Genomic DNA, 13400 nt, shown 5'->3' with positions numbered 1-13400 from the left:
GGCACGGTGTGGGCGGGTCGAAACACCCGGTCGCCGACGATCACCGAGATCGCACGTGTCGCGCAAGAACGGACAAAGAGCCACCGCCGCGACCTGCGGCAGTGCCCCTGACTTTCCAAGACGCGACACAACGCACTCCCGGAACCGGCCTCCGACGTGTCACGATTCAGAGCACGGCGTGCGGACGGACGCCGAGGGGGCAGGGGCGGCCGCGCCGAGGGCGCGTTGAGGAGGATTGCCGGGTGTCAGCGGGTGGTGCCCGCCGGGGACGGCGGGACAACGGGCTCGACGCGAGCGAGTACGCCGTCGTCGGCGACGTCGATCCGCGCGTCGGCGAGCACCTGCTCGACGTCCTGGCGGCCGGTGGGATCGCCGCTTACCTGCAACCCTCCGCCGACCTCAACCCCGTCACCCGCACCACGACGGTTCCGGCCCGCCCGGTCGATCGGCTCTACGTCGACCGCTCGCACCTGACCACGGCCCGCGACTACCTCACCCAGCTCGCCGACGAGAGCACCCCGGAGCAGCCGCCGGCCCGCGACGAACCGGACATCGACGCCGAGTGGGCCCGGATCGTGGCCGGCTTCCACACCACCTCGACCGCCGACGAGCGCCCCTGGCCGGCAGCGGAGGACGTGGACGAGCGCGACGACCGGGAAACCCGGGACGAGTCGACGGCCGGTCCGCTCGCCCGCTCCGGCGTCGACGAGGCCGGGCCGACAGCCACCGACGTCCGCCGGCTGCCGTCGGCCACCGACTTCTCCGGGATCTCGGTCGGCCGGGGCACCCGCGGTGACGAGCCCTCGCTGCTGGACGGTCTGGACACCTTCGGCGCCGATCTGCCCGACGACGACGAGGACGAGGGTTACCACCCGCCGCCACCCCCGCCACTGCCCCGGATCTCCAAGTACGCGGTGGTCGGCGCGCTCGCGGTGGTCGTCGGGTTCGTGCTCTTCCTCTTCCCGTCGCTGCTCCCGGTGGACCGCTCGGCGGTCACCCTGTTCGGGTTCACCGGCATCCTGGCCGGCTTCGTCACGCTGATCTGGCGGCTGCGCCCCGGCGACGAGGACGACGACGACCCGGACAACGGCGCCGTCGTCTGACCCGCGCGCCGTCTACCGCATGGCGGGACGACGACGCCCCCCGCCCGGGGCGTAACAATGGTGTAACTTACTGTCAGTAGGAATACCGCTGTACGTCACTTCCCCCGCTGACTGACCGGTTTTCCCTTCCTCGTGGCGGTCAGTCCTCTGCTGATCGGAATGCCCGAGATGCGACAGAGTTCCCTCGTGGTGGTGGCCAACCGCCTCCCCATCGACGACAGCCAGGCGCCCGACGGCGCCTGCGAGTGGCGCCGCAGTCCCGGTGGGCTGGTCAGCGCGCTGCACCCCCTGCTCCGGCACACCCCGGCGACCTGGGTCGGCTGGGCCGGGGGCACCGGGGCCGCGCCCGCCCTGCCGGACGTGGACGGCGTCCACATGCACACCGTCGCCCTCAGCCACGAAGATCTGCGCGACCACTACGAGGGCTTCTCCAACGCCACCCTCTGGCCGCTCTACCACGACGCCGTCGAGCAACCCGAGCACCACCGCCGCTGGTGGGAGGCGTACCAGCGGGTCAACCAGCGCTTCGCCGAGGCGACCGCCGAGGTGGCCGAGCCGGGCGGCGTGGTCTGGGTGCAGGATTACCACCTCCAGCTGGTTCCCGGGCAGCTGCGCGCGCTGCGCCCCGACCTGCGCATCGGCTTCTTCCTGCACGTGCCGTTCCCGCCGCCGGAGCTGTTCATGCAGTTGCCCCGTCGGGCCGAACTGCTGCGCGGCATGCTCGGCGCCGACCTGGTCGGCTTCCAGCGCGCTCAGGCGGCGCACAACTTCGCCCAACTGGTCACCCGGGTGCTGGAGCTGCCCGCCACCGACCGCCGGATCGGCATCGACGACCGGGTCGTGCGCATCGGCGCCTTCCCCGTCTCCATCGACACGGCCGAGATGGCCGCCCTCGCCGCCCGCCCCGACGTCGCCGCGCGGGCCCGCCGCCTCCGCCAGGACCTCGGCGATCCCCGCCAGGTCATCCTCAGCGTCGACCGGATGGACTACACCAAGGGCATCGAGCAGCGCCTCAAGGCGTACAGCGAGCTGCTCGCCAGCGGCGACGTCAAGGTCCGCGACACGGTGCTGGTGCAGGTCGCCATGCCGAGCCGGGAACGCGTCGGGCAGTACCAGATCCTGCGCGAACGCATCGAGCGCGAGGTGGGCCGGATCAACGGCGAGTTCGGCCGCGTCGGTGAGCCCGCCATCCACTACCTCACCCAGCCCTTCGACCGGGCCGAGCTGGCCGCGCTCTACCGGGTCGCCGACGTGATGGCGGTGACCCCGCTGCGCGACGGGATGAACCTGGTCGCCAAGGAGTACGTCGCCGCCCGGGTGGACGACACGGGCGCGCTGCTGCTCAGCGAGTTCGCCGGCACGGCCGCCGAACTGTCGCAGGCGTACCTGGTGAACCCGCACGACCTGGAAGGGCTCAAGCAGGCGCTGCGCACGGCGCTGCGGGCCAGTCCCGCCGACGTCACCGAACGGATGCGGGCCATGCGCGCCCACCTGCACCAGCACGACATCCGGGCCTGGGCGCGCTCCTACCTGAGCGCGCTGGACGAGCGCGGCGCCCTGGTCGGCCGCCTCACCAGCGGCGACGGCGCCCCCCTCGTGCCGCACCCGGCGACCCGGGCCACCTCCGCCGCGCAGCACACCGGCGGCTGACCGGCGCGACCACTCACCGGGCGGCGGGCTCCTTCTCCAGCCAGTCCAGGATCGCGTCGATCGGCTCGGCCCAGCGCGCGTCGAGCATCAGGTCGTGCCCCATGCCGGGAAAGAGCAACGGCGCCGAACCGTACCGGCGGGCGATCCGCGTCAACGTCGACGCCGGCACCACCCGGTCGTCCGGGCTGCCCAGCACCAGGACCGGCGGCGAACCCACCGCCGGCTCGGCCTCCGGCTCGCCCAGCAGCGCCCACTGCGCCCGCCGGCCCGCCCGACCCAGCCGCGCCACGTACCGCCGGGCCTCCTCGTCGGCCAACTCGCGGCTGAACAACTGCGTGCGGCTGAGCCGCAACGGCCCGCCGAACACCGCCGGCAACGTCCCGGCCGGGTTGCGGCGCACCGCCGCGGAGAGCACCCCCCAGCCGCCGAAGACCGGCGCCACCAGCACCGCACCGCGCGCCGGGTAACGCGCCAACGCGTGCGCCACCACGAGCGCCCCGGCGCCGTGCCCCACCAGCACCGCCTGGCGCGGCAGGCTCGCGGCCACCTGGACCACATCGTGGGCGTACGCGCGCAGCGTCGCCTCCGGCGCCGGCTCGCTGGCGCCGTGCCCCCGCAGGCTCAGCGCGTACGCCGGAAAGCCCCGCGACGCGGCGTGACCCAGCCAGTGCTCGGCGAACGCCCACGCGCCGTGCCCGAAGCCGGGAACGAAGAGCAGCGGAGGCCGCCCCTGCTCCACCTCGGGAACGGCGCTGAGCACCTCGCGTCGCGCCGGCCGGACCGGCCGGGACCACTCCCGACCCCGCATGATCCGCAGCTCGGTCACTGATCCTGCCTTCCGTTCGCGACTGCGGGGCTCGCAAGCTCACTCCTCGCGCTCACTTGGCCTCCAGGTCGTGCAGGGCGCGCTGGACGGCGCGCAGGTAGTCGGCGTGCCCGACCTCGAACCAGTGCCGGCTGCTGTCCTTGACCTGCCCCGAGTAACGCTCCCCGGCCCGGTCGCGCACCCGCTGCGCGAACGCCGCGGCCCGCTCGGGCCGGTCCCGGCGGGCCTGCAACAGCCGGGCGAAGAGCACCGTCTGCCAGTGCGCCAGGGTGAACATCCCGGAGTCCGGTTGCACGAGGCCGGCGACCGCCAGCGTCGGGTGCCCCGGCGTGAAGGCGTTGAGCCAGAGCGTGGGCCGGCCCGTGCCGGCGCTGTCGCCGAACACCGACGCGTCGAGGAACTCGAACCGGGGCAGGTAGCCGGTGGCGAAGATGACCAGGTCCGGGTCGATCTCGCGGCCGTCGGCCAGCTCCACGGCGTACGAGCGGAAACGGGCCAGGTCCGGCACCGGGGCGATCCCGCCGTGGCCCACGTAGTAGACGAGCTGGCTGTTGGCGATCGGGTGCGTCTCGTACACCCGGTGGTCGGGCTTGGGCAGGCCGAAGCGCGTCAGGTCGCCGACGGTCAGGCGCAGCGTCCAGTGGTAGAGCCACTGGCGGACCCGCAGCGGCACACGCAGCGCCAGCAGGGCGTCGTTGACCTGGTCGGCGGGCCGCCCGAGGACGTACTTCGGGGCGTACCAGTAGCCGCGCCGGGTGGAGTGCCAGCACCGCGACGCCTGCTGGGCGGCCTCGACGGCGATGTCGCAGCCGGTGTTGCCGGCGCCGACCACCAGCACCCGCTTGCCGCGCAGCTGCGCCGGGTCCTTGTAGGACGACGCGTGCATGATCTCGCCGCGGAACTCCTCGAGGCCCTCGTAGCGGGGCAGTTTCGGCGACCAGTTGTGCCCGTTGGCGATGACCACGGCGGCGTACCGGGAGGTGCGCTCCGGGCCGTACCCGCCGGTGGAGCGGGTGGTCACGTCCCAGCGGTCGCCCTCGGCGGGCTCCACCCGGACCACCTCGGTGCCGAACCAGACGTGCGAGCGCAGGTCGAAGTGGTCGGCGTACCGCTCGAAGTACGCCAGGAGCTGGCTGTGGTGCGGGTAGTCCGGCCACGAGTCCGGCATCGGGAAGTCGGGGAACTGGGTGAACGGCTTCGACGACAGCAGGTGGGTGCTCGCGTACACCGGGCTGCGGTCGTGTCGCCAGTTCCAGGCGCCGCCGACGCCGGTCTCCCGTTCGTAGCAGTCCACCCCGAACCCGTGCTCGCGCAGGTTCTTGATGGCCGTCAGGCCGCTGGCCCCGGCCCCGATGACGCAGACCGTGTCGCCCCGGTCGGAGAGCGGACGGCCGTCGGGGCTCTGCGCGGACTGGGTCGCATCCGGGTCGGGCCGGCCGTGGTCGGTGGAGGTGGACACCGGGACATCTCCTTTTGTGCGGCACGGGTGCCGGTCGCCGCGAAATCCTCTCCACATCGGAGCCGGATGTCCAGCCCCGGAGCGGACCGATCGACGGATACCAGACGGGGGGGTCAGCCGGCGGTGGGTAGCAGCAGGTCGACGAGGACCGGGAAGTGGTCGCTGGCCCGGCGGGTCTGCGGGGTGTCCACCACGTCGTAGTCGACAACGCTGATCCGGGGATCGACGAAGAGCGCGTCGATGCGGCGGCGCGGGTCGGCGCACGAGTAGGTGAGCCGCTCCGCGCGGTCGGCGGCGATCGCCGCGTCGGTCAGGCCACGCGCCACGGTGGCCCACGCCGGCCCGTCCGGGCCCTCGTTCAGGTCGGCTCCGGCCACCACCGGGCTGCTCGCCGCGTCCAGCCCCCGCCGGAACTCGGCGGCCTGCGCGGGCCGCTCGGTCGGGTCGGTGGACAGGTGCGACCCGGCGAGGGTGAACCGGGCGTCGCCGACCCGGCACTCGGCGTACGCGGCGCCGCGCAGGTGTCGGCCCGGGGTCAGCGGGAAGCGCTGGCAACGGGTGTCGCGCACCTGCACCCGCAGGCTGGTCAGCAGCAGGTTGCCCAGGGCGGGCAGGCCCCCGGCGGCCACCACCAGGCCGAACGACTCGGCCAGGGTGGCGGACTTCTGCCGCCACCGGAACCGACGCGGCCCCTCCTGGACGATCACGACGTCCGGCCTCGCGGCCCGGACCACCGCCGCGAGCGCGGCCGTGTCGTCGCGCTGGCTGTGGATGTTGTACGACACCACGCGCAGCGGTACGCCGGCAGCCTCACCCATCGCCGGCCCCCTCAGATCCGGCGGGCCAGGTCGGCCGCGCCGATCACCCCGGCGCTGTTGCCCAGCTGGGCGGGGAGCACCTCGGCCACCGGCAGGCGGCCCCGCTGGGCGAGCGCGTCGAGGTACGAGCGGCGCGTCGGGCCGAGCAGCAGGTCACCGGCGTCGATCACGCCGCCGCCGACGACAAGGGTCTGCGGGTCGAGGATCTGTGCCATGTCGGCGAGGCTGGTGCCCAGCCACCGGCCGATCTGCGCGAACGCCTCGGCGGAGACCGGGTCGCCGCCCTGCGCGGCGGCGGTCACCATGTGGCCGGTGATCGCCTCGGCCTCGCCGCCGGCCAGGTCCAGCAGGGCCGCGGCCCGCTGGGGTTCCTGTCGGGCGCCCGCGCGGGCGAAGCGGACCAGGGCGCTGCCGCTGGCGTACTGCTCGATGCAGCCCAGCCGCCCGCAGCCGCACTGGTGCCCGTCCGGCACGGCCAGCATGTGGCCCAGCTCCGCGGCGACGCCGTGCGCGCCGCGCATCAGCTCGCCGCCGAGCACGATGCCGCCGCCGACGCCGGTGCCGATCGTGAACATGATCATGGAGTCGTCGGCGTCCCGGGCCGCGCCGTAGCGGAACTCGGCCCAGGCGGCCACGTTGGCGTCGTTCTCCACGATCACCGGCAGGCCGACGGCGGTGCTGACGTACTCGCGCAGCGGCTCGTCCCGCCAGGCGAGGTTCGGGGCGAAGAGCACTGTCGAGCGGGTGGCGTCGATCCAGCCGGCCGCGCCGATACCGACGGCCTCGATCGTCCGCCCGGCAGCCAGCTCGCCGACCAGCTCGATGATGACGTCGCGGGTCTTGCCGACGTCATCGGCGGGAGTGTCCCGTCGGCTCTGCACGAGAACCGTGCCGGTGTCGTCCACGACACCGCCGGCCACCTTCGTGCCACCGACGTCGACTCCGATGGTCAGCGTCACCGCTGCCGCTCCCCTCTGCTGTGCTGTCCGGTCCGCGCGCCGATGACGCGCCGGTCCGGATCGCGATGTCCCGCGCTCAGGCGCCGCCGCCCGGCGCGTCCGCGCCGGTGTCGTCGGACGCCCGCGACGCGGGCACTGCGGGTCGGCTGGTCGGCGCCGGTGCGGCCACCGACCCGGCGTCGTCGACGGGTGCTGCGGTGGCCGGGGCGAGTGGGTCCGCCGTCCGGGTGGCGACCGACCAGACATCCCGCTCCGGCGCCGGCTGAGAATCATGCCCGCTGCGGGTGGCATCGCGCCACACGTGCTCGTCGTCGGTGTCGGCGGACCGGTCGGCCGGGGCGGAGGGCGGGGCCTCGTCGCCGCTGCTCGCGGCGGGCGTCTGCCGCGACGGGGCGGACGGCTGCGGTGCGGTCGTCGGGGACGGCTCCGGCGGTGCGAACGCCCGGAGCAGGCTGGCCACGCCGGCCGCGAGGTCTCCGGCGCCGGTGGCAAGGCGTTCGGCGAATTCCGGACTCGGATCACGTAACGCGGCGATGCCGCGACAGACCGGGCAGACGCAGCATTCGGCCGAACCGGTGGCGAAACCCCCACCGCCCTGGGTGCCGCCGCCCGGAGCGGCACTGTGACCGAGGACACCGGCCAGCATCCCGCCCAGCGGGCCGAACGCGCCGCCCGCCGACCCGGCGGAGGCCAGTCGCGCCCCCGCGAGCACCGTGGCGACCAGACGCTCCGCCTCTTCCCGGGCCGAACCCGGATCCGTTCCGCCCACCCTCGGCTCCTCTACCCTGCCGCCGGACGCGTCACTGCGCCGCACCGAGTGCTTCTACCCGGCGCTTGAGCTGCTTCAACGCGGTGTCCATGATCATTTTCTCGGCCTTGCGCCGAAACATGCCGAGCATCCCCACCGACAGCTCGACCTCGAGCGTGTACGTCACGGTGGTGCTCCCGTCCGGGTTCGCCACCAGGTCGTACGAGCCGCGCTGGCTCTTCTGCATCTTCGAGGGGGCCAGCAGGTGCCATTCGACGCGGGACAGGTCCTCGGCGTACTCGTAGGCGAGCACGTACTCGTCGGCCATCACGCCGGCGTCGATCGCGAAGCGCACCTGGCTGGCGTAGCCGTCCTCGTACTCCTCGATCACCTCGGCGTGGCGCACCGCCTCGGTCCACTCCGGGTAGCTCGGGAAGTCGCAGATGACCGCCGCCACCAGGTCCGGTGACGCGCCGATGATGATCGACTGGGTGGAGGAGTCCGCCATGGGGGGAGGCTACCCGGCGGGTACCGCCCGTACGCCGCGCCGCCCCCGCCGGGTAGGTTTCGACAGAGCCGAAGACCGTGGATGGGCAGCGGCCCGGCCAGTGCGAGCACGAAGGAGTGCAGGTGCGCGAGTTCTCCGTTCCGCCGATCGTCACCGTTGGCGACGCGGCCAACCTCACCGATCCGGTCTGGGACAACGCCGAGGCCGCGCCGGACACCGTCCAGTTCGCCCGCGCCACGCGCTCGGCCGACGGCAGCGGCACGACCTGGGCCGAGGTGACCTGCCTGGCGTTCCGCGACGAGGTGGCGGCGGTGGCCCGGGGCCTGATCGCCGCCGGTGTCGCCCCGGGCGCCCGGGTCGCGCTGATGAGCCGCACCCGTTACGAGTGGACGCTGCTCGATTACGCCATCTGGACGGTCGGCGCGGTCACCGTGCCGATCTACGAGACCTCCAGCGCCGAGCAGGCCGCCTGGATCCTGGCCGACTCCGGCGCGGTCGCCGCAGTGGTGGAGACCGACGCGCACGCCGACCTGGTCGCCAGCGTCCGCGACCGCCTGCCCGAGCTGGTCCACCTCTGGCAGATCGACCGCGGCGGGGTCGACGAGCTGGTCACCGCCGGTGCCGCAGTCGAGCTGGCCGAGGTCGAGCGGCGCCGCAAGGCCGTCCGCGCCAACGACCTGGCCACGATCATCTACACCAGCGGCACCACCGGCCGCCCCAAGGGTTGCGTGCTCACCCACCGCAACATGTACGCCGACATCGCCAACGCGGTGCCGGTGCTGCCGAACCTGTTCAACGCCGGCGCGGCCACCCTGCTCTTCCTGCCGCTGGCGCACGCGTTCGCCCGGCTCATCCAGATCGGCGTGGTGCAGGCGCGGGCCACCCTGGCGCACTGCGCCGACACCAAGAACCTGGTCGGCGAGTTGCAGGAGTTCCGCCCCACCTTCGTGCTGTCGGTGCCACGGGTGTTCGAGAAGGTCTACAACGCGGCCAAGCAGAAGGCCGAGGCCGACGGCAAGGGCGGCGTCTTCGCCCGCGCCGAGCAGGTCGCCATCGCGTACAGCGAGGCTCTGGAGACCCCGCGCGGACCGGGCCTGGCGCTGCGCGCCCAGCACGCGGTCTTCGACCGGCTCGTCTACCGCAAGCTGCGCGCCGCGCTCGGCGGGCGGTGCCGCGACGCCATCTCCGGCGGCGCACCGCTGGGGGCCCGGCTCGGTCACTTCTTCCGCGGCGTCGGCGTGACGATCCTGGAGGGGTACGGGCTGACCGAGACCTCGCCCGCCGCCGCAGCGAACCTGCCCACCGGCACCCGGATCGGCACCGTCGGCCGACCGCTGCCCGGTGTGACCATCCGGATCGAGGACGACGGCGAGATCCTGATCTCCGGCGAGCTGATCTTCCAGGGCTACTGGCACAACGAGGCGGCGACCGCCGAAGCGCTCAGCGCCGACGGCTGGTTCCGCACCGGCGACCTGGGCCAGCTCGACGCCGACGGCTACCTGAGCATCACCGGCCGCAAGAAGGAGCTGATCGTGACCGCGGGCGGCAAGAACGTCGCCCCCGCCGTGCTGGAGGACCAGGTCCGCGCTCACCCGTTGATCAGCCAGTGCGTCGTCGTCGGGGACGCGAAGCCGTTCATCGCCGCGCTGGTCACCCTCGACGAGGAGGCGTTGCCGACGTTCCTCGCGAGCGCCGGCCTGCCCCCGGACACCCCGGTCGAGAAGCTGCGCGAGCACGAGGGCCTGCGCGCCGAGGTCCAGTCCGCGATCGACACCGCGAACCAGTCCGTGTCGAAGGCCGAGGCGATCAAGGTCTTCCGGATCCTGCCCCGCGACTTCACCGAGGCGACGGGTGAGCTGACCCCGTCGCTCAAGGTCAAACGACAGGTCGTCCACAAGACGTACGCGGCGGAGATCGCCGACATCTACCGAGGCTGACTACCATCCGTCACGTGCCCGCATCCGCATCCGCCACACCGCATCCGCATCCCCTCGCCGCGGCCGCCCGCCTGGTGATGCTGGCGCTGGTCGCGATCCTGACCCTGTTCGCCACCCGCGACGTCACCCAGCTGTGGTGGATCGCGCTGCTGGCGGTCGCCGGGGCGCCCTCCCTGCTCGCCCCGCAGCACCGGCTGATCGGGCCGCTGAGCCGGGTGGCCGAGGTGGTGGTGCTGGGGCTGGCCGCGAGCCAGGTCGCCGCCGTCGCGTCGATCGGGGGGACCGTCGACGGGCTCGGCGCCTCCGCGGTGCTGCCCTACCTGGCGGTGCCGGTGACCGTCACCGCCCTGCGCCGCCGCTTCCGCGAGGGCGCGGCGCTGCTCGCGGTGACCGCCGGCACGCTGCTGGTCAGCGGCGCGTTGACCCAGGTCGACGGCGGGCGTCAGCTCGGCCAGGTGGGCTATCTCGCGGTCTGCGCGCAGTGGCTGATCCTCGCCGCGCTGGGGCTCTACGCCGCCGGCACCCTGCACCGGGTGATGGCCGTGCGCGCCGACGGCAAGCCCCAGCCGTACGCCGAGGCGACCCGCCTGCTGACCCAGCTGCGGACGGTGGCCCGGCAACTGCCGGGGGCGACCCTGGACCCGGGCGGCATCTCCGAGCACCTGCTGGAGGAGCTGCGCACGGTGGCCCGGGCGGACCGGGGCGCGGTGCTGTCGGCCAGCGGTGGGGGCCGGCTCGTGGTGCTCGCGCAGGCCGGGGTGGACCGGGTGGACTGGGAGACGACCCTGGACGCGGACTCGGCGATCGCCGACGCCTGGGCCAGTCAGCAGGCCACGACGGCCGCCCGCTCACAGTCGCGCTCCCACCGGGGCGGGGACGTGTCGGCGCTGATCGTCCCGCTGGTCGCCGGGGTGCGCACGGTGGGGCTGGTGGTGCTGGAGGCGGACGTCGCGCAGGCGTACCCGCCGCCGGTGGTGTCCCGGGTGACCGCACTGACCCGGCCGGCCGCGCTGCGGCTGGAGGCGGCGCTGCTGTTCGACGAGGTCCGCTCGCTGGCCACCAACGAGGAGCGCCAACGGCTGGCCCGCGAGATCCACGACGGGGTGGCGCAGGAGCTGGTGATGGTCGGCTACGGCATCGACAACGCCCTGGCCACCGTCTTCGACGACGCGGACGAGACCGCCGAGGCGCTGCGTACGCTGCGCGGCGAGGTGACCCGGGTGATCACCGAGCTGCGGCTGAGCCTCTTCGAGCTGCGCAGCGAGGTGGACCGCCAGGGCGGCCTGGCCGCGGCGATCGCCGAGTACGCCCGGACCGTTGGCGCCTCGGGTGGGCTGCGGGTGCACCTGTCGCTGGACGAGTCCACCGCGCGCCTGCCGGCGGCCACCGAGGCCGAGTTGCTGCGCATCGCCCAGGAGGCGGTGACCAACGCCCGCAAGCACGCCGGGGCCTCGAATCTCTGGGTCACGTGTGAGGTGGACCCCCCGTACGCTCAAATTGAAGTGTCGGATGACGGTCAGGGGATGGCTGACCAGCGCCCCGACGGACGGTACGGTCTTGCGATCATGGCCGAGAGGGCGGAACGTATCCGGGGCCGGTTGGAGATCAGGCCGCGGCAACCCAGCGGCACGACCGTGGCGGTGGTTCTCGGTTCCTCGTCCCGGCGCGACAACGTGCGCGACAGCGCAGCACCAGAAGGGGAGTAACCCGAGGATGACCACAAGTCCGACACCGGCCACCCGCACCAAGGTTCTCCTTGTCGACGATCACGACCTGATTCGCAAGGGCCTGCGGCACGCCTTCGAGCGCGACCGCCAGTTCGAGGTCGTCGGCGAGGCCGCGACCGCGGCTGAGGGGGTACGCCAGGCCGGCGCCCTGCAGCCGGACGTGGTGATCATGGATCTGCGGCTGCCCGACGGCAGCGGCCTGGAGGCCACCCGCGCGCTGCGCAAGTCCAGCTCGTCGATGGGCATCGTGGTGCTGACCATGTACGCGGGCGACGACCAGCTCTTCGGTGCCCTGGAGGCCGGCGCGAGCGCCTTCGTGCCGAAGACCGCCCCGGCCGACGAGGTGGTGGCCGCCGCGCGGCACGCCGCGTCCTCGCCCAGCGCGTTCACCGCCGCCGACCTGGCCGAGGCGATGAAGCGTCGGCTCGCCCCGTCCGGCCCGCAGCTGTCGCCCCGCGAGGGGCAGGTGCTGCGGCTGCTCGCTGACGGGATGAGCGTGGCGGGCATCGCGAAGCAGCTGTTCGTGAGCGAGTCCACCGCCAAGACGCACATCTCGAAGCTCTACGAGAAGCTCGGCGCCGCCAACCGGGCACAGGCGCTGATGACCGCGCTGCGGCTCGGCCTGCTGGAAGCACCGGACGCCCCGAAGTTCTGACCGGCGCCCGCTCGTCGAGCGGGACACCGCGATCGCAGGTCCGTGCCGGCTCTCTGCCGGCGCGGACCTTCGCGTATCGACCGACGTCGGCGGGAATCTGGCGGCACGCTATGGTCTGGCGGGTACGTCGGGGGCAGAATACCCGCGCGGGCGACGACGCCCGCGTCGCGGACTCAAGGGGTTGAGCGCATGCAGCGGCCGGACTGGGCACCCGACACCATCGACATCGAGCGCCCGAGCGTCGCGCGGATGTACGACTACTACCTCGGCGGATCGCACAACTTCGCCGCCGACCGGGCCGCCGCGCAGGCGATGGTGGCCGCCGTCCCGGAGGCGCCGCTGATGGCGCAGGCCAACCGGGCGTTCCTGCGCCGAGCGGTCCACCATCTCGCCGAGGCCGGCGTCCGGCAGTTCCTCGACATCGGCTCGGGCATTCCCACCGTCGGCAACGTGCACGAGATCGCCCAGCGCATCGACCCGGAGTCGCGGGTGGTCTACGTGGACGTCGATCCGGTCGCGGTGGCGCACAGCCGGGAGATCCTGGCCGGCAACGACCGCGCGGTGGTCGTCCAGGAGGACCTGCGACACCCGGACCGGATCCTGGCGCACCCCGACGTCCGCAAGCTGCTCAACCTGAGCCAGCCGGTGGCCGTGATGGTCGTGGCCGTCCTGCACTTCGTCTCCGACGACGACCGGCCGGCGGAGCTGCTGGCGACGCTGCGCGACGCGTTGGTGCCCGGCAGCTACCTGGTGCTGTCGCAGGCCAGCGACGACGGGCGCAGCGAGGACGAGCGCGCCGAGGCCGAGCGGGTCTACCGGCGTACCGACAGTCCGCTCTGGATTCGTAACCGGGCCGAGCTGACCGCGCTCTTCGACGGGTTCGAGCTGGTTGACCCGGGCGTCGTCTGGGTGCCGCAGTGGCGACCGGACACCCCGGAGAGCGCGGAGGACGCCGAGCGCGCGGTCTTCATGGGCGGCGTCGGACGACTCGGTGACTGAGTCGCCCGGGG

Annotated in this window: 12 protein-coding genes; 6 read left to right on the top strand and 6 right to left on the bottom strand. The window is 73.4% G+C overall.

Features of this window, described 5'->3' with window-relative positions; translation table 11 throughout:
• Positions 1-242: 242 nt before the first annotated feature.
• Together ACLQ27_RS20545 and ACLQ27_RS20540 are read left to right on the top strand one after the other, a co-directional pair.
• Positions 243-1103, top strand: coding sequence for a DUF308 domain-containing protein (locus ACLQ27_RS20545; protein ID WP_234586926.1), 861 nt, complete (start codon positions 243-245; stop codon positions 1101-1103).
• 168 nt (positions 1104-1271) lie between these two features.
• Entirely contained in the window at positions 1272-2753 is a 1482-nt protein-coding gene (locus ACLQ27_RS20540) for an alpha,alpha-trehalose-phosphate synthase (UDP-forming) (RefSeq protein WP_357575200.1), read from the top strand.
• 13 nt (positions 2754-2766) lie between these two features.
• On the opposite strand, the gene ACLQ27_RS20535 is transcribed toward ACLQ27_RS20540, so the two are convergent.
• The 6 genes from ACLQ27_RS20535 to ACLQ27_RS20510 all read right to left on the bottom strand — a co-directional run bounded on the left by ACLQ27_RS20535 (position 2767) and on the right by ACLQ27_RS20510 (position 8071).
• The gene (locus ACLQ27_RS20535; RefSeq protein WP_357496812.1) at positions 2767-3561 is read right to left on the bottom strand and encodes an alpha/beta hydrolase; all 795 of its coding nucleotides are present in this window, start codon (positions 3559-3561) and stop codon (positions 2767-2769) included.
• A gap of 70 nt (positions 3562-3631) precedes the next feature.
• Positions 3632-5038, bottom strand: a complete 1407-nt coding sequence (locus ACLQ27_RS20530; protein WP_234586930.1) for a flavin-containing monooxygenase — start codon at positions 5036-5038, stop codon at positions 3632-3634.
• 113 nt (positions 5039-5151) lie between these two features.
• Entirely contained in the window at positions 5152-5856 is a 705-nt protein-coding gene (locus ACLQ27_RS20525) for an endonuclease/exonuclease/phosphatase family protein (RefSeq protein WP_357575198.1), read from the bottom strand.
• Between the two features lie 11 nt (positions 5857-5867).
• Positions 5868-6815: an ROK family glucokinase gene (locus ACLQ27_RS20520; protein ID WP_234586935.1), complete on the bottom strand. Its 948-nt coding sequence runs from the start codon at positions 6813-6815 to the stop codon at positions 5868-5870.
• A 76-nt stretch (positions 6816-6891) separates the two neighbouring features.
• Positions 6892-7584, bottom strand: a complete 693-nt coding sequence (locus tag ACLQ27_RS20515) for a hypothetical protein (protein ID WP_425868164.1) — start codon at positions 7582-7584, stop codon at positions 6892-6894.
• A gap of 31 nt (positions 7585-7615) precedes the next feature.
• Complete coding sequence (locus tag ACLQ27_RS20510; RefSeq protein ID WP_234586939.1) at positions 7616-8071, bottom strand: SRPBCC family protein; 456 nt, start codon at positions 8069-8071, stop codon at positions 7616-7618.
• Between the two features lie 122 nt (positions 8072-8193).
• Between ACLQ27_RS20510 and ACLQ27_RS20505 the strand changes: the two genes are divergently transcribed.
• The 4 genes from ACLQ27_RS20505 to ACLQ27_RS20490 all read left to right on the top strand — a co-directional run bounded on the left by ACLQ27_RS20505 (position 8194) and on the right by ACLQ27_RS20490 (position 13389).
• Positions 8194-10008, top strand: a complete 1815-nt coding sequence (locus ACLQ27_RS20505) for an AMP-dependent synthetase/ligase (protein ID WP_425868162.1) — start codon at positions 8194-8196, stop codon at positions 10006-10008.
• A 77-nt stretch (positions 10009-10085) separates the two neighbouring features.
• Positions 10086-11714 (top strand): GAF domain-containing sensor histidine kinase, encoded by a 1629-nt coding sequence (locus ACLQ27_RS20500; RefSeq protein WP_425868325.1) that lies wholly within the window; start codon positions 10086-10088, stop codon positions 11712-11714.
• A 7-nt stretch (positions 11715-11721) separates the two neighbouring features.
• On the top strand, positions 11722-12390 hold the full coding sequence (locus ACLQ27_RS20495) for a response regulator transcription factor (RefSeq protein WP_200209675.1): 669 nt from the start codon (positions 11722-11724) through the stop codon (positions 12388-12390).
• Between the two features lie 189 nt (positions 12391-12579).
• Complete coding sequence (locus tag ACLQ27_RS20490; RefSeq protein WP_425868160.1) at positions 12580-13389, top strand: SAM-dependent methyltransferase; 810 nt, start codon at positions 12580-12582, stop codon at positions 13387-13389.
• Positions 13390-13400: the final 11 nt, after the last annotated feature.

Source organism: Micromonospora sp. DT63, from assembly GCF_049841615.1.
GTDB lineage: Bacteria > Actinomycetota > Actinomycetes > Mycobacteriales > Micromonosporaceae > Micromonospora.
This window is presented reverse-complemented; position numbering and strand designations above follow the sequence as displayed.